Here is a 24343-nt window from a genome sequence, read left to right as displayed (position 1 = left end):
GACGCTCCATGTCCGAAATTCCTCACCTGCTTGTCCATGAGCACGCCGACAATGTCGGCGTGGTTGTGGTGGAAGGCCTGACCAGCGGCACCGATATGCTGTGCTGTGTCACCCATGACAATTCCACCTTCCGGCTGACCGCCGGCGCGGATGTGCCCATTGGCCACAAGATCGCGCTGAAGGACCTCAAGGAGGGCGATACGGCCACCAAATATGGTGAGGACATCGGCAAGATCATCGCCGACATTCCCAAGGGCGGCCACGTGCACACCCACAATTGCAAAACAAAGCGCTGGTAAGGAGCCGTGACCATGTCTTCCAAATATTCCAACATCACGGTGAAAGCCTACCGGCGCGAGAATGGCCGGGTTGGCGTGCGCAACCATGTGGTCATCCTGCCCGTGGACGATATCTCCAACGCAGCCTGCGAGGCGGTTGCCAACAATGTCAAAGGCACGCTGGCCATTCCCCATGCCTATGGCCGCTTGCAATTTGGTGAGGATCTGGATCTGCATTTCCGCACCATGATCGGCACTGGCGCCAATGCGAATGTGGCCGCTGTCGTGGTCATCGGCATCGAACCGGGCTGGACCAGGCGGATCGCCGACGGCATCCGCAAGACCGGCAAGCCGGTGGCCGAATTCTCCATTGAGCAGAACGGGGACTTTGAGACCATCCGCGCCGCCTCCTGGAAGGCCAAGGAATTTGTCCATTGGTCGAGTGAATTGCAGCGGGAAGAATGCCCGCTTTCGGACCTTTGGATCTCCACCAAATGCGGTGAGAGCGACACCACCACCGGCCTCGGCTCCTGCCCGACCGTTGGCAACATGTATGACAAACTGCTGCCGGAAGGCATTACCGGCTTTTTCGGTGAAACCTCTGAAATCACCGGAGCGGAACATATTTGCCAGAAGCGGGCTGTCAACGAGGAGGTCGGCAAACGCTGGTACAAGATGTGGAAGGCCTATCAGGACGAAGTGATCTTTGCCCACCAGACCGACGACCTGTCCGACAGCCAGCCGACCAAGGGCAATATCGAAGGCGGTCTGACCACCATTGAGGAAAAGGCCCTCGGCAATCTGGAAAAGATCGGCCGGACCTCCTGCTACATCGACATTCTGGAACCGGCGGAAGAACCCACCTCCGGCAACGGCCTTTATTTCATGGATTCCTCTTCGGCGGCAGCAGAATGCGTGACGCTGATGGCCGCAGGCGGAGCCGTCATCCATACCTTCCCGACCGGCCAGGGCAATGTGGTTGGCAACCCCATCGTACCGGTCATCAAGATCACCGCCAATCCGCGCACGGTGCGCACCATGAGCGAGCATGTGGATGTGGATGTATCCGGCATCCTGCGCCGGGAGATGACCATCGATGAGGCCGGTGACGCACTGATCGACATGATCCGCCGCACCGCCAACGGGCGTCACACCGCCGCCGAGGCTCTCGGCCACCGGGAGTTTTCCATGACAAAACTCTATCGCAGCGCCTGATACGGGTCAGGGCAGCCGGGCAGCCGGTTGCCCTGTCCTGCCCGTTCGGCAAGGATGGGACCATGACGCAATCAGAACGCCTGACCCTGGAGCAGGCCACCCGGCTCCTGACATCGGTTTTCACTGCCGCCGGAGCCAACCTACCGGTGGCCCATTCCGTTTCGGCAGCCCTTGTGGCGGCAGAGGCGGAAGGCCAGAGGGGGCACGGGTTTTCCCGCGTCGCCGACTATGCTGCCCAAATGCGCAGCGGCAAGATCCGTGCGCAGGCCGAGGTCAAGATCCGGCAGACCGGCACGGCCAGCCTGTTAGCCGATGCGGATGGCGGCTTTGCCTATCCGGCGCTGGATCTGGTGATCCGCGAGGGGGCCGATCTTGCCCGCGCCCATGGCTGCGCAAGCCTGGGCGTGACACGCTCCCACCATTGCGGCGCCCTTTCCGTGCAGGTGGCCAAATTGGCCAGTCATGGCCTGGTGGCGCTGATGGTTGCCAACACCCCGGCGGCCATGGCCCCTTACGGGGGCAGCACAGCGTTTTTCGGCACCAACCCGATTGCCTTTGCCGCCCCGCGCGAAAACAGCGACCCGCTTGTCATCGACCTGTCCCTGTCCAAGGTGGCGCGCGGCAAGGTGATGGCGGCCCACAAAGCCGGAGAGCCCATTCCCGAAGGCTGGGCGCTGGACCGGGAAGGCCAGCCAACCACGGATCCGGCCGAGGCGCTGGCGGGGACCATGCTGCCCATTGCAGATGCAAAAGGCACTGCCCTTGCCCTGATGATCGAGATCCTTGCCACGACGATGACAGGGGCTGCATTCAGTGCGGATGCTTCGTCTTTCTTCACCGCCGAAGGGCCTGCGCCCCATGTCGGCCAGTTTCTAATTGCCATGACACCCCAGGACGCGCATTTCAGCCGTCGGCTGGACGTCCTGCTTGACCGACTGCAAGCCCTGGAGGGTGCGCGCCTTCCCGGAAGCCGACGCGCCGCAGCCCTGCGCGCGGCGCATGCTAACGGCCTTGAGGTGGCGTCGCTCCAGCTGGAACATCTCAGGACATTGGCACGCGGCGTGTGAGCCTCGCGAAGCGGGTTTGACCCTGCCGGTACCGCGACGCAGATTTTTCAGGCGGCGTCGGTCTTTTGCGCAAGATCCGCATTGGCGGCCCGGTTGCCTTCCTCGATATTCTGCAACACGATTTCCATCGCATGTTCCGGGGTCAGCCGGGTTTCGTCCTGCAGGGCAATCAAGCTTCCGACAACCTGACTGGCGACCGCCAGCAATTCAGCCGGACAAAGTTTGTCCTGATAGGCGCACAAGGCACCGACCATCTCCCGGCGCGCTTCAAGATGAAGGGACTTCGGCACAACTCGTCTCATGACAGCAACCTCATCAAAGTTCGGCAATATTCTGATTTAAAATCACGTTCAAAAACCGGAAAACACGCATCAAATCCCAAAATGCTTAGAACTTGAAATATTCAAAACACCTGTTCATATTCTCATTTTTCGGACATAGATCTCAAACCTCGCATTTGCTTCAATCTTTACTCTAATCGAGCCATCATATTACGTTGCCTAACACAATCCAAGGCGAAGCTCGCATAAAGTGCATTGACCCTTACGACGCCCCTATAACGAGCACCCTTGCCGTGATGGGCTGCGGGTCGCCCTGTTTCCAGCCTCTCCCGCCTGCCGCTGATACCGGTCTGACACGACAAGAGACGTGACCGGTGACAGGTCCCTCTGTATAAGATGCGGGAATGACGAGTGAGACCAGATGCCGAAAGATTGGCTTCCTGTTGGTCGACGGGTTCGCCCTGATGTCGATTGCAGCGGCAGTCGAGCCCTTCCGGGCTGCCAACCACCTCGGGACCGGGGATCATTTCACCCTGACCTATTATTCGCTGAACGCCGGTAAGGTGCGTGCCTCCTGCGGCGCGCAGTTCGAGACCGAGCCCCTCGGTATCCTCAGCAATCAGGTGGATATTCTGTTTGTGGTGGCAGGCAGCCGCCCCGTGTCTGCGGCCTCTGGACCAATACAGGCGGCGTTGCGCAAGCTGGCCGCCCATGGGGTGGCCCTTGGCGGAATTTCCGGCGGCGGTGCCCTGCTTGCACGGGCCGGGCTGATGGACGGCCACCGGTTCACCGTACATTGGGAACATTTTGAGGAACTCAGCGCCCATTCGGACCGCTATTTTCTGGAGCGGCGTCTCTTTGTGATCGACCGCAACCGCTATACCTGCGCGGGCGGGGTTGCCGCGCTCGACATGATGCTGGCGGTGATCACATCCGAACTGGGCCTGGAGCTGGCCACCACCGTCAGCGACTGGCTGGTCCATAGCGGCATGCGCAGCCCGGAGGAGCCCTTGCGCTCGCGCTATCTGGGCAGTGCAGCAAGCCTCAACAGCTGCGTGGTCGCTGCTGTCGATCTGATGGAAAGCCATGTGAGCGACCTTCTGACTTTGGACCAGATCGCCATGCTGGCCGGGGTGAGCCCGCGCAAGCTTCAGCGCAATTTCAAATCCGATCTCGGCATCAGCGTGATGCGCTGCTACATGGATATCCGCCTGCACAAGGCCGATGACCTGTTGCGCAAGACAAGACTGGCCGTCGCCCAGGTGGCCTTTTCAACGGGCTTTGTGGATCAGGCCCATTTTGCCAGCGTCTACCGGGAAAAATACGGCCTGTCCCCGACCGAGCGCCGCAAGCGCAGCCGCCCGGCCTCCCTGACAGAGGGCCGGAGCGGACCGGTCAGCGCAGCCCCGGCCGATGCAGAGCAGCACAGTCCCGTTCTGGAAACGCAGTAGATTTTCTCCCGCCGGATCAGGGATTGCTTGCCTTTTCCCGCAATTGGCCGTATTCAGCGCGGCCATTCCAGTTTCGCGACAGTCTCCTTCACCGGCCCTTTCAGGCACCGGTCCTCCCGCGCGCTGCCGTGAATAGCCAAAGGTGAGTTGAGATGAGAAGAACAATCGGATTGGATTTCGGAACATCTAACACCGTTGCCGTGGCTGCAGAAGACACGGGCAGCACCCGGCCCGTTGCCTTTCAGGACCAGGAGCACGGCTTCACCTCCCTGCCCACCGTGCTCAGCTTCCTGGACCGGGGGGCCGCGCGGGCGCTTAATCCGGAGGTCGGGCCCTGGGCGATCCGGCAGTTTCTGGAGAGCTTCGGCGATGTGCGCTTCATCCAGTCGCTGAAAACCTTCGCCGCCAGCAGCCTCTTTAAGGGCACCGGTGTCTTCGGGGTCCGCTTCGAGTTCGAGGACCTGATGGCCACGTTTTTGCGCTGCGCTTTCGAGCGCGCCGGAACCAGCTTCGATCCCTCCGCAACACGACTGGTCGTGGGCCGTCCGGTTGAATTTGCCGGGCACAATCCGGACGTGAAGCTGGCCATGGACCGGTACCGCAAAGCCTTCCGGAAAGTCGGCTTTGAGGATATTTTATTCGTGATGGAGCCGGTCGGCGCCGCCTTTTCCTACGCACAGACCCTGACCCGGGACACCACGATCCTGGTGGCAGATCTGGGCGGCGGCACCACTGACTATTCCCTGATGCGCTTTGAAAGCACCGGCGGCCACATGACGGCTTCGCCGCTTGGGCGCGGCGGTATCGGCATTGCCGGGGACACACTGGACTACCGGATCATCGACAATGTGGTGTTGCCGAAACTGGGCAAGGGCTCGACCTATAAAAGCATGGGCAAGGTGCTTGAGATCCCGCCGAACCTCTTTTCCAATTTCGCCCGCTGGCACATGCTGTCGATCTTCAAGACCTCGGATGATTTCAAGGAACTGAAGAAGCTGCTGCGCTGGTGCCAGGATCCGGACAAGATCGAGCTGTTCATTGAGCTTGTGGAAGAGGACCAGGGCTATCCACTCTACAAGGCCGTGTCTGAAACCAAGGCCCTGTTGTCGTCTCAGGACGAAGCGGACTTTGCCTTTGCCCCGCTCGGCGCCGGCTTCAAGGCCGCGGTCACGCGGGCCGATTTCGAAGGCTGGATCGCCGGGGACCTGGCCAAGATGAACAAGGCGCTTGATGCCACGCTGGCAAAGGCGGGCCTCAAGGAGACAGATATCGACCGGGTATTCATGACCGGTGGCACCTCTTTTGTGCCTGCCGTGCGCCGCCAGTTCGCGGCCCGCTTCGGGGACGAAAAGATGTCCGGTGGCAACGAACTCACCTCCGTCGCCAATGGCCTTGCGTTGATCGGCGCGCGGAAGGACGCGGAAGACTGGGCTGTTGCGGCGTAAAACGGACGCTGCCGCGTGACCGGCAAAGACTGCGGTCACATGCCCGGCGTTCGCGGCCAGGCTCCCAGATCCGGCCAAGATTGTCAGGTCAAGCTCGCCCCTTCACTCTGGTATTCGGCATGGGGCTTTGCGTCTGCCGTTTGACACAAAGAAAGAAGAAAAAACGGGCACTGACAGGGCCAGCGCCCGGGGACCGTGTCAGCCAAAGGCCTTGCGCAGGCTCGGAATGCGTTTGACGAGCAGATAGTCGAGCGCCAGAACGGTAAGCAGAGTGATGCCCACAAGCGGGAATGCCAGCGACAGAAACAGCATCAGGATCATGGCGCCGCGCCAATGGGGCAGGTCGTTCGGCGTCTTTGGGGCAAAGACCCTCAGCACCACGCCCTTGGGCCGACGCATCCACCACAAAACCACGCCGGAGACACACAGGAAAATCACCGACAGGCACACAAGTGTGTTCAGCAGCAGGTTCCAAAGGCCCATAAGCCCCATATGGAACGGAATGCCCACCGCCATGGCCTTTCCGGCCAGCGAATAGTCGGCGAAGGCCACGTTGGCCAGCACCTTGCCGGTATACTGATCCACATGCACGGTCCTGTCGGCAAAGGGATCATCCGCATCCGAACTCATCGTGTCCTGATTGATGGTCCAGACCCCCGTTTCACCGCGCGGGAAGGCAATTCGGTAACGCGCGGTGAAACCAATAGCCTTGGCAAGGTCGGAGATGCTGTCCAGCGTGACCGGCACACCGGGTGTCGTTCCGGCCACACCGGCGTCAGACCCGGAGGCCGGCATCGGCGTCTGTTCCAAAGCCCAGGGCACATCGGACACAGCGCCGTGGTTCATGGAGGCATGGGTAACGTCCGACAGGGGCACATTGTTCCATTTTTCCGCCGGGAAGGTGTTCCAGGCCTGCACAAGCTTGCCGCCCCAGACCCCTGTCCAGGACATGCCGGTGATCAGGAACAGCAGCAGCAAAAACGAGACATAGATGCCGACGGTCACATGCAGCGCCTTCCAGAGCTCCCGGCCCGTTCGGCGCAGATCGGGAATGAAGGCCTGTGCCAGGGCTCTGTCCCGAGGCCACCAGAGATAAAGACCGGTCACGATCAGAATGAAGGCTAGGCCAGCGGCGATTTCCAGCAACCGGTCGCCGGGCGTGCCGAGCAGCAGGTCGCTGTGAATGTTGTCGGCAAAGTCATACCAGCCCTTGCGCCGGTTCCAACTGTCGATAATGTCCCCGGTATAGGGATCGACCGCGACCATGGTCTGGACACCCTCATGCTTGATCCGGAAGACGGAGACGCTCTCCGCCGACCGGCCTTTCAGCCATTCCACCGGGGTGCTGCCGGGCTGGCTTTGAAGGGCGGCTTCGGCCTGCTGCGACACGCTCAGTGGCGCTGCGTTCTCAGGCACGGAGACCGTTATTTTCTCGCCATCCCGGCCATCGATATAGCCGATATACATCATCGTCATGCCGGTCGTGGCCAGGGTGAGCAGAAAGGGGATGACAAACAGACCGGCGTAAAAATGCCAGCGCCAGGCCGCCAGATAGAAACGGCTGGGGGAAGACGCCTTCGCGGCGCCGTCAGAAGACAAGCTCATGGAAACTCCAGTGCGAACCGCAACCGGGATCAAACCGGTCCAGCTCAACTCGTTTGGGATCTTGGAATGCGAACGGAGATGTCAGCTTCCATGAGGCGGCGCGCGCGCGCCAAGCGGCCCAAGGCCGACCGGCATCCAGGCGGTCTCTTGCCAGACCGGGACCGGTTGGGGAGATGGCGGGGGAAAAGCAGGTTCCGGCACCGTTTCGGCAGCCAGGACCGCGCCGATCCCGGCAAAGACGCAGGGCGTATGCGTACGGTCCTGATCGTCCTGCGGACCGGCCGGGGCCGGTCTCTCCCGGCCCTCTGCGTCCAGCGTGACGGTTCTGATGCCATCTGCGGTGCACAGCGTCACTGTGAAGCCGCCATCCGCCGTTTTGCCGGGCATATAGCCCTGTGGCATCAGGGCGGTCAGCACAAATGGGATCAGCAGCAGCGCGATAGCTACCGCCCTGACATTCACCCGCCTCACGCCTTGAAATCTGTGCCGGAAACGCTGCACGCGCCAGCTGCTCCTCAAACCCTCTGAACTTCTGCTTGTGTCAATATCCCAGTCTCTGCGGAAAAACAATCTCCCGGGCCGCCTTCGGCCAGGCAGATGTTGAGCGTGGCGCAAGGACGCCGCATTCGCGCTTGATCCGCCGCATCCCCTCCCCTAGATTGCCGCAACCTGACGGCGTCCCTTGAGGGACTGAAAGCGATTCCGGATGCGGTTGACCCAACCAGGGGACCAAGGCCGGAGCTGTTGACGGCATCTTCTGACGGACCGGGCAACCGGACCGCCTTTTGTGTGTTTGCTTTCATCTTCTCCGGTGCGCCGTTACCATTGTGCCTTCACCGGCATCTGCCATCGGGAGAGACCATGCCCCACCGGATTATTCTTGCCGGCCTGTTTGCCGCCGCCTTGCCCGCCAGCGCCTTTGCCCATGGGGGCCATCTGGGCGAGCTGACTGGACATTCCCATTGGATCGGCGCAGCCGCACTCGCCGCAGCCGCGCTCGTGGCCGGTCTTGTTGCTTGGAAAGACCACAAGAAAAAAGCTTCAGAAGACGCGACGAAAACGGACAAAGACGCTGAAGGGGACCGCAACGCAGAGCCCGAGGCCGCCCAATGAGCGAGAAACTTGGCCTGATGATCTGCGGCCATGGCAGCCGTAACAAGGGCGCGGTGAAGCAATTCGCCCAGCTGGCGGAAGGCCTGACCGCCCGGTTTCCGGACTGGCCCGTCGAATACGGCTATCTGGAATTTGCCAATCCGGTGATCCATGACGGCCTCAACAAGCTGCGCGAACAGGGCTGCACCCATGTGCTGGCAGTCCCCGGCATGCTGTTCGCAGCCGGTCATGCCAAGAATGACATCCCCTCCGTCTTGAACACCTATCAGGCCATGCATCCGGAGATGAAGATCTCCTATGGACGTGAGCTGGCTGTTGACACCCGTATGGTCAAGGCAGCGGGCGCGCGCATTCAAGAGGCCATCGACGCAGCTGACACCGACGTGCCCCTGCACGAGACCCTGCTTATGGTGGTCGGGCGCGGCGCGTCGGACCCCGATGCCAATTCCAATGTCACCAAGATTACCCGCCTGTTGTGGGAAGGCTTCGGCTTCGGCTGGGCGGAGACCTGCTATTCCGGCGTGACCTTTCCGCTGGTGGGGCCGGGCCTCGACCATGCGGCCCGGCTTGGCTACAAGCGCATCATCGTCTTCCCCTATTTTCTGTTCACCGGTGTTCTGGTGCAGAGGATCTACAACACGGCGGATGAGGTCGCGGCCCGGCACCCGGAGATCGAATTCCTGAAGGCAGTGTATCTGAACGACCATCCGCAGGTGCTCGACACCATGGCCGACCGGGTGCAGGAAATCCTGCAAGGCGCCAATCTGATGAATTGCCAGATGTGCAAATACCGGGAGCAGGTGCTGGGATTTGAAGCCGAGGTCGGACTGGCCCAGGAAAGCCACCACCACCATGTGGAAGGCTTGGGGGCGGAAGCCGAATGCAAGCTGTGCGACGAATTGTGCACCGGCGCCTGCGAAAAGCAGGTGCAGGCTGGCGGCCACCACCATCATGATCATAGCCATCCCCATGACCACAGTCACGATCATGGGCACAGTCATGGCCATGGTCACAGCCATGGCCACGGGCACAGCCATGGCCACGGGCAATCCCATGATCACAGCCATGACCATGGCCATCACCACCATCCCTACCCGCATGCAGATCACCCGCACGGACCGAAATCCATGAAGCGGCCAGGTTAGGAGCCGCAAAACGTGAACGACCGGCAGCCTTCCCCTTATGCCTATGAAAAGGATCCAGCGGAAATCTACCGCCAGTCCTTTGCGATTGTACGGGCCGAAGCCGATCTGACCGGCCTGCCGGAGGCCTTGGCCCCTGTGGCCGTCCGGCTGATCCATGCCTGCGGCATGACGGATCTGCCCCGGGACCTGGCCTGGTCGGGGACGGTTCTGGACGCAGCCCGGAAGGCCTTTGCCCGCCGGGCTCCGGTGTTATGCGATGTGGAAATGGTGGCCCATGGAATCATCCGCTCCCGTCTGCCGGAAGGCAGCCAGGTGATCTGCACGCTGAATGATGACCGCGTGCCGGATCTTGCCCGGCAGCTGGGCACGACCCGCTCTGCCGCTGCAACCCATTTGTGGCAGGATCATCTGGAAGGTGCCATCGTTGCGATCGGCAATGCCCCGACCACCTTGTTTCAGCTGCTGGAGACCCTTGCACAGGGCGGTCCAAGGCCCGCCCTCGTACTCGGCTTTCCAGTCGGTTTTGTCGGCGCGGCAGAATCCAAACAGGCGCTGATTGAAAATGAGCTGACCCTGCCGTATCTGGCCCTCAAAGGCCGCCGCGGCGGCTCTGCCCTTGCAGCAGCAGCCGTCAACGGGCTGGCGGCAGGCTTGCCGGAGGAACGCTGACATGGCTCCAGATCGGGATAAACACAAGGGCAATAGCAACGCAGCCGCTGCCAGGGGGCGAAAGATCGGGACCGGCAGCGGACCGGCTCTACGCTCCCGCGGGTTCCTGGCCCATCCTGGCGGTCCCGCCGCAGGAGGGGAGAACCGGCCGTCCTCTGCACCCGGCGACAGCCAGACGCCTCCAGCTTCCAGATCCAGAGGCACGCGCTCTGTGGCTCCCTCATCGGATGGCAAGCCTGAGGCCCTGTCTGAGCCCAAACCCGTCAAACCCTACAGGCTGGACAGCGCATGACCGCGCCCTGGCTCACATTGATCGGCATTGGCGAGGATGGCGGCCTGTCAGGCAGCGCGCATGCGGCCCTGGAGCGGGCCCGGATCGTTTATGGCGGCGCGAGGCATCTGGAGCTGGCCGGTCCGCTCGCGGCCGAAAAAAGACCCTGGCCATCACCCTTTGCCGCAGTCTTTGAGGAGCTTCGGAACCTGAAGAACCAACCGGTTGCGCTCCTGTGTTCGGGCGACCCCATGTGGTACGGCATGGGGTCTTCGCTTTTGAAGCATTTTTCCGCCGGGGAGTTAGCGGTGCTGCCGTCCCCTTCCGCCTTTCAACTGGCCGCCGCGCGCATGGGCTGGGCCCTGCAAGACTGTGACTGCCTGTCGGTCCACGGGCGCCCGCTGGATCTGCTGCGCGCTGCGCTTTACCCAGGCGCCCGGCTGCTGGTTCTGACCAGCGGTGCAGAAACCGCGCGACTGGCGGCCGGTCTTCTGAACGAAGAAGGCTATGGCCGCACCCGGATGACGGCTCTGGAACATCTCGGCGGTGAGCGGGAACAGCACCTGAGCGGCACCGCCGACAGCTGGGAAGTCGAGACCGCCGCACTCAACACGCTTGCACTTGACATTGCCGCCGATCCGGGCACGCAGGTCCGGCCCCGCACGCCCGGACTGCCGGACGAGGCCTTCCGCCATGACGGCAAGATGACGAAACAGGATGTAAGGGCCATCACCCTTGCGGAACTGAAACCCTATCCAGGCGCCCTCCTGTGGGATATCGGTGCAGGCTGCGGCTCTGTCGCCATTGAGTGGCTGCGCGCCGCCAGCCGCACCCGGGCCATCGGCCTGGAACCGGTGGCCGCCCGCCGGGAAATGGCGGCGGACAATGCCGTGGCCCTTGGGGTGCCCCAGCTTGAGCTGATCGATGCCGTTGCCCCGGAGGGGCTTGCGGGACTTCCGAAACCTGACGCCGTCTTTATCGGCGGCGGCTTGACCACCCCCGCATTGGTCGAGACCACCTTGAAGGCGCTTTCCCCCGGCGGCCGGCTGGTGGCCAATGCGGTGACCCTGGAAAGCGAAGCGGTTCTTCTGGCGGCCTATCAGCACCATGGCGGCAGTTTGAAAAAGCTGGCCGTTCACCGGGCCAGTGCGGTGGGAGGCCTGACCGGCTGGCGGCCACACATGCCCGTGACACAATGGAGCCTGATACGCTGATGAGCGGCATTCTTTACGGAATTGGCCTTGGTCCGGGAGATCCGGAGCTGATGACCTTGAAAGCGCATCGGCTGATTGCCAGCGCCCAGGTCATCGCCTATCCGGCGCCTGACAGCGGCCCCAGCTTCGCCCGGTCCATTGCGGCCGGTGTCATTCCCGATGGGGCCCGCGAGATCCCGATTGTCGTGCCCATGCGCGTTGACCGTTTTCCCGCGCAGGAAATTTATACCAAAGCCGCGGAGGAAATCGCCGCCTTTCTGGAAACTGGTGCGGATGTGGTGACCTTGTGTGAAGGCGATCCGTTCTTCTATGGCTCCTTCATGTATCTGTTTGAGCGCCTGTCCGGGCGGTTCCAGGTGGAGATCGTGCCGGGCGTAACCTCGCTCACCGCCTGCGCCGCACAGCTTCAGCGCCCGCTGACCGCACGCAAGGATGTGCTGACCGTCCTGCCCGGCCCATTGCCGGATGACGAGCTGGCCCGGCGGATCGAAGCCTCCCAGGCGGTTGCGATCATGAAGGTCGGCCGCCATCTGCTCCGCCTGAAGGCCCTTTTGGAGCGGATGGGCCTGCTGGATCAGGCCGGCTATGTGGAGCGCGCCAGTTTACCTGAGCAAAAAGTCTCCCGCCTCATTGACCTTAAGGCAGAAACAGCCCCCTATTTTTCCATGATCCTTCTTTACAAGGGAGACGAAGCGTGGACGCTTCCCCCATCCTTTTTGTCCTGAACCAGGCGGGCCTCGACACGGCCGAGGATGTCGCCAAACGGTTTTCGACCGCCCGCATTCACGGCCTGGCGGGCCGGGTGCCGACGGCGGACACCCAGTTCAACGAAACCATCGAGCACCTGCAGCTGCTCTTCAAGGCCGGGCATCCGATTGTCGGCTTTTGCGCCAGCGGTATTCTGATCCGGGCGCTGGCGCCGATCCTGTCGGACAAACATACCGAGCCGCCAGTGATTGCAGTGTCGGAGGACGGCTCCAGCATCGTGCCGCTTCTGGGCGGCCATCGCGGTGCCAATGAACTGGCCCGGATCCTGGCCCGGGCCCTTGGCGGCCATGCGGCGGTCACCACCGCCGGAGACACCAAGCTCGGGATTGCCCTTGACGTCCCCCCCAAGGGCTGGCGGCTGGCCAACCCGGAAGACGCCAAGCCGGTGATGGCGGAGCTTTTGTCCGGTGCCGAGGTGCGCCTGGAAGGGCGCGCCGACTGGCTGAACGATGCAAAGCTGCCGCTTGCGGACGACGCTGCCCTCTCCCTGGTGGCCAGTGAAAAGCCGGAGGCCAGCGGGCCCACCCGCCTTGTCTACCACCCGCAGAAATTTGCGGTCGGTGTGGGCTGCGCCCGCCATTGCGACCCGCGGGAACTGATCGATCTGGTGGAAACGCAGCTGGAAGACGCCGGAATAGCAACAGGCGCCATAGCCTGTATCGCCACCATCGACCTGAAGGCCGACGAGGCAGCGGTGACGGAGCTGGCCGCCCATCTCGACGTGCCCTTGCGCGTTTTTTCCGCCGAGGAGCTGCAGCGCGAGACACCGCGCCTCAAGAACCCATCCAATGTGGTCTATGCGGAAGTCGGCTGCCATGGCGTTTCTGAAGGTGCCTCGCTGGCCGCCGCTGGTGCGTTCAGCGCGCTGGTGGTGGAAAAACAGAAGACCGAGCATGCCACCTGTGCCATCACCCGTGCACCCCAACCCTTCGATCCGCACAAGGTGGGCCGGGCCAGAGGCCATCTGGCGGTGATCGGTATTGGTCCGGGCAAGGATGACTGGCGCACCCCGGAGGCCACCCGGCTTCTGTCCGAGGCCTCCGATGTGGTTGGCTATTCGCTCTATCTGGATCTGGTCAAGGACCATATCACCGGCAAGGCCCATCATAATTTCCCTCTGGGCGCGGAAGAGGACCGGGTGCGCTTTGCCCTGGAAGAAGCGGGCAAGGGCAAGACTGTTGCTCTGATTTCCTCCGGCGACGCGGGCATTTATGCCATGGGTGCCCTGGTCTATGAGCTGCTGCACAGAAATGAGGAATTTGGCGGTGTGTCGGACGCGGCAAAACGGGTGCAGGTCACCAATGCGCCGGGCATTTCCGCGCTTCAGGCCTGCTCCGCCCGCATCGGGGCCCCGCTCGGGCACGATTTCTGCGCCATTTCCCTGTCCGACCTGCTTACCCCCTGGGAGGCGATTGAAGCCCGGCTTCACGCGGCCGCAGAAGGGGATTTCGTGATCGCCTTTTACAATCCGGTCTCCAAGCGCCGCAGGACCCAGCTGGCCGCTGCCAGGGAGATCCTGCTGAAGCACCGGCCGGAGACAACACCGGTAGTGCTGGGCATCAATCTGGGCCGCCCGGACGAGACCTTGCGCGTGACCACCCTCAAAGCCCTTTCGGTGGATGATGTGGACATGCTAACCACCGTTCTGGTGGGCTCGTCCAACACACGGGCGATCATGAAGGGGGATGGCAGCATCTTCGTCTACACGCCGCGCGGCTATGCCAAGCGGATCGATGCCCTGAGACCAGTGTTTCATGCCGCTGACCCGGCTCCGGCCGCCCCAGACTTTCCAGAGACCCCAGTGCCTTCAGTCACAGACAGTCCGGTACCATCCGCGCCGCCTCCGCCGCCAGCCGGGAATTTGCCGGAGCCTGAAACGCTGCCCGGCAGCCCTGCCGAAAAGGCGCCGGAGACAGGCCTGCCCCCGCTGCCCGATGCGCCTTTCGACGCCAAGTCCACTTCGGTTGCAGATGCGGAGGCCGATGCCCTGTACGAGACGCAGCCGGACCCGGCTCCCCAAAAGCACGCCAATCCTCTGTTTGAGGCGCTGCGCGAACGTGTGCCTGAGCTCCTGCCGGACCCGACCCCTTCGGTGCCGGAACCCCAATCCGACATGCAGGCGGGCATGCTGCTGGAATCCCTGCTGGAGCCCCTGCCCCGCACCGCAGACCAAACGCCCCCGGCAGAAGGACCGCCGGAGCCATCTGTCCCCCGGAGCGCGGAAGTGTCCGGCCAGTCCCCGTCAAACCGTCCCACTCCAGAGACAGATAAAAATTCATGACCGTTCATTTTATCGGCGCCGGGCCCGGCGACCCGGACCTCATCACCGTGCGCGGTCTGAAGCTGATCCAGTCCTGCCCCGTTTGCCTTTATGCGGGCTCGCTGGTGCCGGAGCAGATCGTAGCGGCCGCTCCGGCAGGGGCCCGGGTAATCGACACCGCGCCGATGACCCTGGACGACATCATCGCGGAGATCAGCGCAGCGCATGACAACGGGCAGGATGTTGCACGGGTCCATTCCGGCGACCCTTCCATCTACGGGGCAACGGCGGAACAGATGCGCCGGTTGGACGCGCTTGGCATTGCCTATGACATCACTCCGGGCGTGCCCGCCTTTGCGGCGGCGGCAGCGGCCCTCAAGACCGAGCTGACCATTCCCGAAGTCGCCCAGACGGTGATTGTCACCCGCACGGCCATGCAATCTTCCGCCATGCCCAACCGGGAGGATCTCGACACGCTTGGCCGGAGCGGCGCCACCCTGGCCATCCACCTGTCGATCCGCAATCTGCGGGAGATCGAGCGCCAGCTCACTCCCCATTACGGTCCGGACTGTCCGGTGATCGTGGCCTACCGGGTGGGCTGGCCGGATGAAGCGTTCATCCACGGCACGCTGTCAACAATCGCGGGGCAGGTGCGCACCTCCAAGATCACCCGTACCGCCCTCATCTTCGTCGGCCACGCCCTGACCCCCGGCAGCTTCCGCGACAGTGCGCTTTATGACGCCAACCATGTGCATGTGCTGCGGCCGAAAAAGGCGGGGGATGGGTGAGGCCAGCTCTGAAGCCATAGCGCAATTGCGGTCCCAATTTGCTGCGGCCTCAGACAAGGCCGAAAGAGACGGCAAGCACGCCCTCAAACCGTGTGTCCGAATCGGCCGCGCCGCACTGCCCCACGCAGAGATGCTTCGGCCAGATCACCCGTTCAAGGCCATGAGGCGACAGACCATGGAAGCCGGTCCAGGCTCCGGGTCCCGAAGGGCGCCACAAGAGACCGCCCGGCCCCATGCCGCCATGAAGCAGAATGTCCAGATCAAACGCTTCATCATCGTGCAGACAAGGCCCCAGCCACTGATGAGGGCTGCGACCCCGCTCTGGCTGTAATACAAGTGTCAGCTGCCGTTGCCGCCCGGTGAGACCGATCCAAAGCGGGCGGGACCCGTCGTCCTCAACGGCCGCCAGAAGTGTCTGTCTTGCGCTGCTTCCCTCAATACGGCCCTGAAGACGCACCTGTGTTACCAGATCGCTGCCGGTGCGCCCGCCCCAAGGACAGGACTGCATGCCCTGCTTCAACGGTGACAAAGCCTTAGGTTCGTCCGGAGGCCAGCACAACTGCTCGCGGAGCTGGCCGTCTTCATCCAGGACCTGATACCGCAGCCCGTTCTGATCGACCGCCATCTGAACACAGTGAAGATATTCAACACCGTCCGGCATTCGGTGCGCGGTGCCCGCACCGGCGCTGGTGATTTGCAAGACACCCTTATGGCACTGGACATCAAAGGCCAGGATATGGCTGCAAAGATAGGCAGTCACACCATTGCCGGTCAGGATCTGCCAGAACTTTCCGGCATATTCCGGGCCTATATTGCGCTGATAAGGGCCACCATAGCCGTTCACAGTGAAGGCGGGATGGTGGCCAACCACAAATTTCCAGCGCGCATCCGCGTGGGTTTTCAAGGTTCCTGCCAGCCAGTCCAGCTCCAGATGCCCTTCCCCGCCCAAACCGCTCCAGAGCGTGTTCACAAACACCATCACCACATCACCCCGGCGAATGACATAGGAGAGACCATCTTGTCCCTCAGGACCGTTGCGCGGAAGGTGCGCCATGACTGCGGCGAACACACGCTCGCTCATCTTGTCATAGACCGTATGGTTGCCGGTCGTATGGTAATGCGGAATACCAGACTGGCTCAGCCAGGCCATTTCCACATCGAAAAAATAGGCCCATTGCTGCCGAAGTTCCGCTTCTCCGGGCACCAGACCAATGATTTCGTCCCCCGGAAAAACAACCCATTCCGGCGCTGGGTCCAACCGCTGCACGACCGCATTCACCCTGGCCAGCTTTTGCGCATGAAGCGCTTCCGCAATACCGGAGCAGCTGTCCCCGTAAAAAACAAACTGATGCCCCTCCCCCTCCGGGGTCAGGGCCTTTATTTTGCTGTCCGCCATCGCCTACCCGCGCTCCGCCTTTGACCAGACCACCGAATGCGGCTGAGTGTCTGTCTAGTGTGGTGGAATTGAAATACGCCCGATTTGTGCAGCGCACGCCGTAGCGTATTTCGAGTCCGAAAACCACATTAGAAACATAGACTTGCTAGTCACCTTCTTGAATCTGAAGTTCGTTCGGATCGTGCCGGGAAATGTGACGAACTTCAGATTCAGGTGACTAGCAGATCCTAGGCCTGCCCCAATAGATCCACCAGCCCAAGAACAAAGGATTGGAAAGCCCTGAGCTTTCGTCGTAGCTGATTCTCTGCAATCTCACATTGTAACGATCCCAGCTAAAAAGATCACTTATCAATTTTAAAGTACATTTCAAAAATAATTATTATAAAATAATACAATATTACTATAAAATATTCTCAATATATCATTTTATGCCATATATTGCTATATATATTGAAAATTATGTTATTATTACGTGAGGCACTGTAGGGAAAACTTCGCAGCAGTGCCGTAAACCTACCAGTTGAAAAAGCAAATCCTCCCTTACCCCGCCACTTCCTCCTGCAGCCAATCGGCAAAGGCGGCGGCCGGGGCTGTCAGACCGGCGGAGGGGCCGGTGAGCCAGTAGGCGGCGCGGGCGGGATGCTCAAGGCCGAAAGGACGGACGAGACGGCCCGCGCGCAGGGCGTTGCCGCAGGTGACACCGTCGCCAAGACAAAGGCCAAGGCCGGCTTCCGCGGCCGCATACATGGCCAGCAGGCCGGTAAAGAGCGCTCCACCCGTGGCCAGATCCGACGTAAGTCCAGCCGGTTTCAAGCCTGCCTGTGTGCCTCTCTCCGGCCCGGGGGCCGACACCTCCCCATGTGCTTCCAGCCAAAGCTGCCAGTCGCGCGGCGTGTTCAGATGGAGGAGCGGCAGCGACGGGATCCCGGAGAGGGTGAGCGGACCATTCCGGCTCAAAAACCCGGGGCTGCAGACCGGAAAGAAAGACACGTCCTGAAGATGGTCCGCCCCCTCCGGCGGCTGATCGGTGAACACTATACCAAGATCGCACTCGGGCAGCTTTTCCCCGGCTGCAACACTGCGCAGCTTCAAGGACACTTCCGGATAACCGCTCAGGAAACCGGACAGGCGCGAAGCCAGCCATGTCGCCGCAAACCCTGAACTGACAGCGATATCCAGGCTGCCCCGGGCCTGGTCCCGGCCGCGATGGGCTGCCCGCAACACAGCAAGGGCAGGCCGAATGGCCTCCACATAGCGCCGGGCCTCTCCGGTCAGCACTACGCCGCGCCCCTTCGCCCGGGTCAGTTGGAAACCCAGCCGGGTTTCCAGCGCCTTCAGCTTGTGGCTGACCGCGCTTTGGCTGAGTTTCACCTCCTTGGCCGCCTCCCGCACAGAGCCGGTGCGGGCAAGAGCGTCCAGAACGGTAAGCGCAGAAAGAGAAGGCATATTCATGCATGAATTGCAGCATTAAGCGCCGGAAATATCAATAGACCTGCAAAAACCTAATCGGTACGATTTTCTGCGTATGAGGCGCTCCAGCACCATCTGCCGGAGGCCTCATGAAGAGATATCTGGCTGAGAGGGCCTTTTATGGACGCGCAATTTTCCCGCCGCAAATTGCTGGAGCCGGCCGAGCTTCACGCGCTCAACAAACGCTCGGATCTGCGCGGCTGGGCCCAGATGCTCAGCCATATCGGCGCCATTGCCGCTATTGGCGCCCTCCATGCCGCTGCCATGGGCACCTATTGGGTGCTGGTGACCGGCTTCTGCCTCGGTGTGCTGTTGAACTTCCTTTATGCTGCCCAGCATGAACTCTCCCATGGCACGGTGTTCACCGCCCGCCGGGTGAATGAGATCTGGGGCCGGATCATCGGCTTTTTGATGCTGTTTCCCCGGGATTTCGACCAGGTGATGCACTTTGCCCATCACAAATGGACCCAGGACTGGGAGCGGGACGGCGAGCTGGTGCGCGAACCCTATACGCTGGGCACCTATCTGCTTTGGGTCAGCGGGATCACCTATTGGCGCAACCGGGTGGTGGGGCTGCTCCGCCGGGCACGGGGCATCATCGCCGAACCTTATATCCGAGCCGATGAAGAGGACCGGATCATCCGCGAAAGCCGCATTCACCTGGCGCTCTACGTCCTGATCATCGCCGGATCTGTGCTGCTCGGCAGCTGGGCCTTTGCCACCTTCTGGCTGCTGCCCATGCTTTTGACCAAACCGGTGCATCAGCTGCAAAACACGATCGAGCATCTTGGCCTCAGCCATGAGGACAATATTCTGGAAAACACCCGCAGCACCCGCGCCAACGGCTTTATCCGCTGGCTGTGCTGGCAAATGCCCTATCACACCGCCCATCACACCTTTCCCTCCGTGCCGTTCTGGAAGCTGAAACAGCTGAACGACAAGATCGAGACCAAGATCGGCGGCGAGGTCTGGCGCATGGGCTGGATCGAGTTCCAGATCGAGGTGATCAAGAAACTCAGCCAGAAAGAGGAAAGCGCCTATCCGATGAACGAGGTCTGGGTTGTTCCGGTCAATGGCCGCCAGATGCGGATTGCGGCCGAATGAGCCGGTCGCTTTACGTCTACACGTCCCTTTGGGCCCTGCAGCCCCATGACCCGAGCGGAGTGAAGCTGCCCTTCGAACAGGTGGTCGAGAAGGTAAAAGAGGCCGGCTATGCCGGCATGGCGCTGGATTTCGGCGCGACCCCGCAGGAGGATATCAAGCGCATTCAGCCCATGATGGCCCGGGCCGGGCTGACGCCGTTTCTGTTGGACTTTCCCAAAACAGTTGAAGGCCTGAGGCCGACGCTGAAACTGGCCAGCGACTTCGGCGCCCCCTTTGTGGTGGTGATCGGCCAGGTCATGCCGCTCAGTGTGGACGCCATGATCCCGGTGATCCGCGCCTGGATCGACATGTCTAAACAGGAAGGCATGCCGATCCTGTTTGAGACCCACCGCGACTGCATCACCAATGACCTTTTTGCCACCCTGCTTCTTCTGGATGCGGTTCCCGAAATGCGGCTCTGTGCGGACTTGTCCCACTATGTCACGGCCAGGGAAATGGCCTGCCCCCTGCGTCCCCGCGATGCGGCGCACATGAGCCGCATCCTGGAGCGCTCCGACAGTTTTCAGGGCCGGGTGGCCAGCCGCAGCCAGATCCAGCTGCAGCTGGACTTTCCGCAGAACCAGAAATGGGTGGAGATGTTCAAGGGGTGGTGGCGAGAGGGTCTGGCCGGGTGGCAGGCCCGCAACACGGACGGCACCTGCATCTTCTTATGCGAACTTGGCCCGCCCGACTATGCCATGACCGGCCCGGACGGACGCGAACTGTCCAACCGCTGGGACGAAGCCCTTCAGATCAAAACCTGGGTGGAAGATATCTGGCAGGATCTCTTGAAGGTAGACCTTGCAGAAGACCTCTAAAGCAAATCGCGTTTCATCCGTCTGGTCTCCCGGCTTTCTTAACCGGCCCCGGGGCCAGATGCGGTTTCTGGCTCGGTTCCCGGAGCCAGCCCGGGTGCGGAACCAAGGCGCTGCGGGCGTGCCAGGGCGTTTTCGTCTTCCAGATTGTCGCCCCAGAAACCAGCAACGCTTGGCCCATCCTTCACCCTCTTGTCCTTGAAGAGAAATCCGAACACCTCATGGAACCACACCCGCTTGCCCATCTGGTAGTACCAGGCCTGACCGTGGCGCAGCTTCCTGTCTTTCAAGGTGAAGAGCCGCCACAGAGCCCTGGGGCGGGACTGGACGATAAACTCGATTGCCTTCACCCATAAAAACACCCGCCAGGGCGGCACATGGCGGGTCGCCAGGACCTGGTGTTTGTAATCCCATTTGCGCTGGTCAAGCTGGATCACCTGCCGGTGGCTGATCTCGGCAAACAGCGGTGTCCAGCGGTGCGGCGTGACATAGAGCGACTGGATCTGATCCGGGTCATACACCAGGAGAAGACGCAGCACCCGCCAATAATCCCGGTCCCGTTCCTCCTCAAAGCCAACCACCCAGGTGGCCATGGACAGCATGCCATGGCGCCGCATCAGCCGGATTGCCTCGCGGTCGGTGCTGGTGGCGCCACCCTTGCGCACCTTTTTCAAAACGGCCTCATCTGTGTGTTCCATGCCCATCAGGAACCGTTCGACACCTGCTTTCTTGTAAAGGTGAAGATGATCCCGGTCCCGGACGATATCGTCGGCCCGGGTGGACCCGACCAATGACACATCGATGTTTTCCGCTATCAGAGCCTCCAGGAACCGGCGCCACATCTTTTTTGAAGACGTCGGGTTTTCATCGGCAAAATTGAAGACTTCGACCCCATGCTTCCGGTGCAGCCAGGCAATCTCACCGGCAAAACGTTCCGGATTGCGGTGTCGCCATTGGGTCCAGAAGCCGCGCTGGCCGCAATAGGTGCACGGATGCGGACACCCCCGGGAGAACTGCACCACCACGGCGCGCTTTCCGCCCCAATAGGAATAGTCGGCAAAATCGATCAGCTCCCAGGCGATCCGGTAGGCATCCAGATCCCGGATCACCGGCTGTGGTGCAGTTGAGGTAACTTTGCCCTCCTTCCGGAACGCAAGGCCGCGCACCCCGCTGAGAGGCTGCCCCGTTGCGAGGGCCTGAACAAGCTGGCGGCAGGTTTCCTCTCCTTCCCCCCGGACAATGATGTCGAATTGCGGCGCGTCCTTTAGAACCTCGCGCCAATGGTAGGTGGGAAAGACACCGCCATAGATCACCGTCAGCCCAGGGCAGAGCGCCTTGGCCTCACAGGCGATCTTAGCGGCAGTCGGATGGGCCGAGGTTGATCCGGAGTGGCCGATCAGCAAAAGATCACAGCCGCTCTCCGCAATGTTCCGGGCAATCTGGTCCGGGGAAAGCGGACCGAACTCGGCATCAAGCAGGCGAACCTTGTGCCCGTCATCCAGAAGCGGCCCTGCAATCGACAACAACCCTAGAGGCGGCAGATGATCATCCGGAATCCGGCTGCCGATGGCCGTGTGCGGCGGGTTGACGATCAGAATATCCATGGGCTTCCTTTCCGGGCGTGGGACCACGGCAAGAAAGCCTGCCCGGCTTGCAGAAACTCAGGAGAGCCTGTGCGGAACGGGCTGAGTTCGGTTTGAAATCTTAAGGGTGCCTGGAAATCACATGGGCAAAGGAGCCCATTACGGAGCCGGACTTCAGGCCCATATCGGGCAAGGCTGTGCCTGCTGCGTCCTGTGCCGCAAACAGCCGCTCTGCCGTGCCTTCCGACTGGATCGAGGCATAGTGGAACTCATGGGCTGCCAGCGCGCCCTGCCAGGGATGCCCGTCAAGCGGTGTGAGCCTGCGATAGCCCAGATGCCGTTTGCGGGCTGCAAACGAGGTTTCCAGCGGCAACAGGCCCAGCATCCGGTGACGGAGGCCCTTGGCATCGGTGAGGCCGGTGCCAAGGGTCATATAGCCGCCGCACTCCCCGTAGATCAGCGTGCCGGAAGCGGCCGCCTTTTCCATACCAGATCGAAAACGCTCCGCCGCTGCAATCCGGCCCGCATGAAGCTCCGGATAGCCGCCGGGCAAAAAAACCGCGTCGGCGCTGGGTCCGGGCGTTTCATTTGCCAGGGGGGAAAAGAAGCTCAGTTCGGCCCCCTGGGCTTGCCAGAAAGACAGGAGATGAGGATAGGAAAACGCAAAGGCGGTGTCCTGTGCAATGGCAATTCGCTGTCCCGGCGGCTGCGGCAGATCAATGGAACGCCCGCCAGCCTCCTCAAGGGGGGCTGCGGCGGCACTCAAGGCCGCCAGATCAAGATGCTGTGCACAGAGCGCCGCGGCCTGGTCCAGAAAGGCCTCCAGATCCGCATGTTCGCCGGCCTGAACAAGTCCCAGATGGCGCTCTGGCAGGATCAGCTCGTCTGACCGGGGCAGAGCGCCGAAAATGTCAACTCCGCCGGAGGCCAGTGCGGCGCGCAGCATGGCCTCGTGACGGGCACTGCCAACCCTGTTGAGGATCACGCCTGCCAGATGGATATCGGGGCGAAAGCTTTGAAAGCCATGAACCAGCGCGGCTATGGACTGGGCCTGACGCGCGCAATCCACCACCAGAATCACGGGCAGCGCCAAGCAGGCAGCCAGATCAGCGGCAGATCCGCGCCCGTTCGCCGCGCCATCAAACAGACCCATGGCCCCTTCCACCAGCAACAGCTCCGCCCCTGTCCCATGGGCGCACGCAAGCCCTTTCAATGTGCCCGTCCCCATGGCCCAGGCATCAAGATTGAAACAGGCCTTGCCGCTGGCCGCCCGGTGAAAGCCGGGATCGATATAGTCAGGACCGGATTTGGCCGAGACGACGGACCGGCCTGCATTGCGGAACGCCCGCAGCAGAGCCAGGGTGACGGTGGTCTTGCCCGAGCCGGAGGATGAGGCTGCAACAAGAAGCCCCTTTGCAGGACCAGCGATCTGATCCATCGGCAGGAGCCTATCCGGCATCGGCTGACCGCTGCCCGCGCGGATGGCCCAAATGCAAGCCCAGCGGGTCGCTCACCAGCACCTTGCCGGAGAGCGCGCCCAGCCAGTCGAGCCCGGCGCGCAGGCGCACCACCTCACCGACACAGACAATCGCCGGAGGTTTGAGGCTGGAAGCTGCCGCGTCGGCCGCGCAGCGTCCAAGCGTGGTCTCCAGCACCTGCTGGCCCTCCAAAGACGCATTGCACACAATGCCCACAGGCTCGTCCACAGACCGTCCACCGGCTATGAGTTTGCCGGCTATGTTTTCAAGATGCTTCATCGCCATATACATGACGATCACCGGCGAGCCCTTGGCAATGCCTTCCCAATTGACCGCATCGGGCGTCAGGCCGGTCTGGTCATGGCCGGTCAGGAAAGTAACCGCCTGATTGCAGTCCCGGTGGGTGGCCGGAATGCCCGCATAGGCCAGCCCGCCAATACCCGCCGTGATGCCCGGTATGATGCGGAAGGGAATTTTGGCCTCCACCAGCCCGAGCGCCTCTTCCCCGCCCCGGCCGAACACAAACGGATCGCCGCCTTTAAGCCGCAAAACCCGTTTGCCCGCACGGGCCGTCTCAATCAGCTTCAAAGTGATGTCGCGCTGTTTCGGGCTGGGTTTGCCGCCACGCTTGCCTGCATAATCGGCAACCGCCCCGGGCTTCATCCAGTCCAGAATGCTGCGGTCGACCAGCGCATCATAGACCACCACATCCGCCTGGCGCAGGCCGTTGAGGGCATGCAGGGTCAAAAGGCCCGGATCTCCCGGCCCGGCGCCTGCAAGCCAGACCCAGCCGGGCTCAAACACCGGAAGGCTTCTTGGCATTGCAGTCAAATGATGCGGTTCGTTCATGAAACCTGTTTATCCGGCAATCCTTCGCCCGCCAAGCCG

At 61.8% G+C, this 24343-nt stretch carries 22 protein-coding genes; 14 read left to right on the top strand and 8 right to left on the bottom strand.

Annotated features, from left to right (window positions below; genetic code table 11):
* Positions 1–8: 8 nt before the first annotated feature.
* The 3 genes from ACXAIC_RS09660 to ACXAIC_RS09650 all read left to right on the top strand — a co-directional run bounded on the left by ACXAIC_RS09660 (position 9) and on the right by ACXAIC_RS09650 (position 2560).
* Positions 9–299, top strand: coding sequence for a UxaA family hydrolase (locus ACXAIC_RS09660; RefSeq protein ID WP_475176711.1), 291 nt, complete (start codon positions 9–11; stop codon positions 297–299).
* A gap of 12 nt (positions 300–311) precedes the next feature.
* Positions 312–1493 (top strand): UxaA family hydrolase, encoded by a 1182-nt coding sequence (locus ACXAIC_RS09655; protein ID WP_475176705.1) that lies wholly within the window; start codon positions 312–314, stop codon positions 1491–1493.
* Between the two features lie 62 nt (positions 1494–1555).
* The gene (locus ACXAIC_RS09650; RefSeq protein WP_475176699.1) at positions 1556–2560 is read left to right on the top strand and encodes an Ldh family oxidoreductase; all 1005 of its coding nucleotides are present in this window, start codon (positions 1556–1558) and stop codon (positions 2558–2560) included.
* 47 nt (positions 2561–2607) lie between these two features.
* Here the strand turns inward: ACXAIC_RS09650 and ACXAIC_RS09645 are convergent, their stop codons facing one another.
* Positions 2608–2862: a hypothetical protein gene (locus ACXAIC_RS09645; RefSeq protein ID WP_475176694.1), complete on the bottom strand. Its 255-nt coding sequence runs from the start codon at positions 2860–2862 to the stop codon at positions 2608–2610.
* Between the two features lie 383 nt (positions 2863–3245).
* Between ACXAIC_RS09645 and ACXAIC_RS09640 the strand changes: the two genes are divergently transcribed.
* Together ACXAIC_RS09640 and ACXAIC_RS09635 are read left to right on the top strand one after the other, a co-directional pair.
* Positions 3246–4292, top strand: a complete 1047-nt coding sequence (locus ACXAIC_RS09640; protein ID WP_475176689.1) for a GlxA family transcriptional regulator — start codon at positions 3246–3248, stop codon at positions 4290–4292.
* A 152-nt stretch (positions 4293–4444) separates the two neighbouring features.
* On the top strand, positions 4445–5737 hold the full coding sequence (locus ACXAIC_RS09635; RefSeq protein WP_475176686.1) for an Hsp70 family protein: 1293 nt from the start codon (positions 4445–4447) through the stop codon (positions 5735–5737).
* 198 nt (positions 5738–5935) lie between these two features.
* On the opposite strand, the gene ACXAIC_RS09630 is transcribed toward ACXAIC_RS09635, so the two are convergent.
* Positions 5936–7342 (bottom strand): PepSY-associated TM helix domain-containing protein, encoded by a 1407-nt coding sequence (locus ACXAIC_RS09630; RefSeq protein ID WP_475176680.1) that lies wholly within the window; start codon positions 7340–7342, stop codon positions 5936–5938.
* An 81-nt stretch (positions 7343–7423) separates the two neighbouring features.
* Positions 7424–7843 (bottom strand): hypothetical protein, encoded by a 420-nt coding sequence (locus tag ACXAIC_RS09625; protein ID WP_475176676.1) that lies wholly within the window; start codon positions 7841–7843, stop codon positions 7424–7426.
* Between the two features lie 360 nt (positions 7844–8203).
* Between ACXAIC_RS09625 and ACXAIC_RS09620 the strand changes: the two genes are divergently transcribed.
* From ACXAIC_RS09620 to cobM, 7 genes are all read left to right on the top strand, one after another.
* Positions 8204–8455, top strand: a complete 252-nt coding sequence (locus tag ACXAIC_RS09620; protein ID WP_475176673.1) for a DUF6732 family protein — start codon at positions 8204–8206, stop codon at positions 8453–8455.
* Positions 8452–9600: a sirohydrochlorin chelatase gene (locus tag ACXAIC_RS09615; RefSeq protein ID WP_475176667.1), complete on the top strand. Its 1149-nt coding sequence runs from the start codon at positions 8452–8454 to the stop codon at positions 9598–9600. Before ACXAIC_RS09620 ends, ACXAIC_RS09615 begins: the two co-directional genes overlap by 4 nt.
* Positions 9601–9612: 12 nt before the next feature.
* Positions 9613–10269, top strand: coding sequence for a precorrin-8X methylmutase (locus tag ACXAIC_RS09610; protein ID WP_475176662.1), 657 nt, complete (start codon positions 9613–9615; stop codon positions 10267–10269).
* 288 nt (positions 10270–10557) lie between these two features.
* The gene (gene cbiE, locus ACXAIC_RS09605; protein WP_475176657.1) at positions 10558–11754 is read left to right on the top strand and encodes a precorrin-6y C5,15-methyltransferase (decarboxylating) subunit CbiE; all 1197 of its coding nucleotides are present in this window, start codon (positions 10558–10560) and stop codon (positions 11752–11754) included.
* Positions 11754–12479: a precorrin-2 C(20)-methyltransferase gene (gene cobI, locus ACXAIC_RS09600; protein ID WP_475176652.1), complete on the top strand. Its 726-nt coding sequence runs from the start codon at positions 11754–11756 to the stop codon at positions 12477–12479. The genes cbiE and cobI overlap by 1 nt, the downstream gene beginning before the upstream one ends.
* Positions 12449–14803, top strand: coding sequence for a precorrin-3B C(17)-methyltransferase (gene cobJ / locus ACXAIC_RS09595; RefSeq protein WP_475176646.1), 2355 nt, complete (start codon positions 12449–12451; stop codon positions 14801–14803). Before cobI ends, cobJ begins: the two co-directional genes overlap by 31 nt.
* On the top strand, positions 14800–15570 hold the full coding sequence (cobM, locus tag ACXAIC_RS09590) for a precorrin-4 C(11)-methyltransferase (RefSeq protein ID WP_475176643.1): 771 nt from the start codon (positions 14800–14802) through the stop codon (positions 15568–15570). Before cobJ ends, cobM begins: the two co-directional genes overlap by 4 nt.
* 49 nt (positions 15571–15619) lie before the next feature.
* Here cobM and ACXAIC_RS09585 read toward each other — a convergent pair whose 3' ends face one another.
* Entirely contained in the window at positions 15620–16966 is a 1347-nt protein-coding gene (locus ACXAIC_RS09585; protein ID WP_475176640.1) for a metallophosphoesterase family protein, read from the bottom strand.
* Positions 16967–17506: 540 nt separating this feature from the next.
* Positions 17507–18418, bottom strand: coding sequence for a LysR substrate-binding domain-containing protein (locus ACXAIC_RS09580; protein WP_475176636.1), 912 nt, complete (start codon positions 18416–18418; stop codon positions 17507–17509).
* Between the two features lie 138 nt (positions 18419–18556).
* Here ACXAIC_RS09580 and ACXAIC_RS09575 point away from each other — a divergent pair, with 138 nt between their 5' ends.
* Entirely contained in the window at positions 18557–19540 is a 984-nt protein-coding gene (locus ACXAIC_RS09575; RefSeq protein WP_475176632.1) for a fatty acid desaturase, read from the top strand.
* Positions 19537–20397 (top strand): sugar phosphate isomerase/epimerase family protein, encoded by an 861-nt coding sequence (locus ACXAIC_RS09570; protein ID WP_475176628.1) that lies wholly within the window; start codon positions 19537–19539, stop codon positions 20395–20397. The genes ACXAIC_RS09575 and ACXAIC_RS09570 overlap by 4 nt, the downstream gene beginning before the upstream one ends.
* Positions 20398–20435: 38 nt before the next feature.
* Here ACXAIC_RS09570 and bchE read toward each other — a convergent pair whose 3' ends face one another.
* From bchE to cobA, 3 genes are all read right to left on the bottom strand, one after another.
* Complete coding sequence (gene bchE, locus ACXAIC_RS09565) at positions 20436–21998, bottom strand: magnesium-protoporphyrin IX monomethyl ester anaerobic oxidative cyclase (RefSeq protein ID WP_475176624.1); 1563 nt, start codon at positions 21996–21998, stop codon at positions 20436–20438.
* Positions 21999–22098: 100 nt separating this feature from the next.
* On the bottom strand, positions 22099–23415 hold the full coding sequence (locus ACXAIC_RS09560) for a cobyrinate a,c-diamide synthase (RefSeq protein WP_475176621.1): 1317 nt from the start codon (positions 23413–23415) through the stop codon (positions 22099–22101).
* A 10-nt stretch (positions 23416–23425) separates the two neighbouring features.
* Entirely contained in the window at positions 23426–24304 is an 879-nt protein-coding gene (gene cobA / locus ACXAIC_RS09555) for a uroporphyrinogen-III C-methyltransferase (RefSeq protein ID WP_475176618.1), read from the bottom strand.
* Positions 24305–24343 lie beyond the last annotated feature (39 nt).

Source organism: Roseibium sp. AWQ4_254 (assembly GCF_056161025.1).
The sequence above is the reverse complement of the archived record's forward strand: the minus strand, read 5'-3'. Positions and strand labels throughout refer to the sequence as shown.

Coding starts and splice junctions, on each gene's coding strand:
- ACXAIC_RS09660 (WP_475176711.1), top strand. CDS start 9: ATGTCCGAAATTCCTCACCTGCTTGTCCATGAGCACGCCGACAATGTC.
- ACXAIC_RS09655 (WP_475176705.1), top strand. CDS start 312: ATGTCTTCCAAATATTCCAACATCACGGTGAAAGCCTACCGGCGCGAG.
- ACXAIC_RS09650 (WP_475176699.1), top strand. CDS start 1,556: ATGACGCAATCAGAACGCCTGACCCTGGAGCAGGCCACCCGGCTCCTG.
- ACXAIC_RS09645 (WP_475176694.1), bottom strand. CDS start 2,862: ATGAGACGAGTTGTGCCGAAGTCCCTTCATCTTGAAGCGCGCCGGGAG.
- ACXAIC_RS09640 (WP_475176689.1), top strand. CDS start 3,246: ATGACGAGTGAGACCAGATGCCGAAAGATTGGCTTCCTGTTGGTCGAC.
- ACXAIC_RS09635 (WP_475176686.1), top strand. CDS start 4,445: ATGAGAAGAACAATCGGATTGGATTTCGGAACATCTAACACCGTTGCC.
- ACXAIC_RS09630 (WP_475176680.1), bottom strand. CDS start 7,342: ATGAGCTTGTCTTCTGACGGCGCCGCGAAGGCGTCTTCCCCCAGCCGT.
- ACXAIC_RS09620 (WP_475176673.1), top strand. CDS start 8,204: ATGCCCCACCGGATTATTCTTGCCGGCCTGTTTGCCGCCGCCTTGCCC.
- ACXAIC_RS09615 (WP_475176667.1), top strand. CDS start 8,452: ATGAGCGAGAAACTTGGCCTGATGATCTGCGGCCATGGCAGCCGTAAC.
- cbiE (WP_475176657.1), top strand. CDS start 10,558: ATGACCGCGCCCTGGCTCACATTGATCGGCATTGGCGAGGATGGCGGC.
- cobI (WP_475176652.1), top strand. CDS start 11,754: ATGAGCGGCATTCTTTACGGAATTGGCCTTGGTCCGGGAGATCCGGAG.
- cobM (WP_475176643.1), top strand. CDS start 14,800: ATGACCGTTCATTTTATCGGCGCCGGGCCCGGCGACCCGGACCTCATC.
- ACXAIC_RS09585 (WP_475176640.1), bottom strand. CDS start 16,966: ATGGCGGACAGCAAAATAAAGGCCCTGACCCCGGAGGGGGAGGGGCAT.
- ACXAIC_RS09580 (WP_475176636.1), bottom strand. CDS start 18,418: ATGAATATGCCTTCTCTTTCTGCGCTTACCGTTCTGGACGCTCTTGCC.
- ACXAIC_RS09575 (WP_475176632.1), top strand. CDS start 18,557: ATGGACGCGCAATTTTCCCGCCGCAAATTGCTGGAGCCGGCCGAGCTT.
- ACXAIC_RS09570 (WP_475176628.1), top strand. CDS start 19,537: ATGAGCCGGTCGCTTTACGTCTACACGTCCCTTTGGGCCCTGCAGCCC.
- bchE (WP_475176624.1), bottom strand. CDS start 21,998: ATGGATATTCTGATCGTCAACCCGCCGCACACGGCCATCGGCAGCCGG.
- ACXAIC_RS09560 (WP_475176621.1), bottom strand. CDS start 23,415: ATGGATCAGATCGCTGGTCCTGCAAAGGGGCTTCTTGTTGCAGCCTCA.
- cobA (WP_475176618.1), bottom strand. CDS start 24,304: ATGAACGAACCGCATCATTTGACTGCAATGCCAAGAAGCCTTCCGGTG.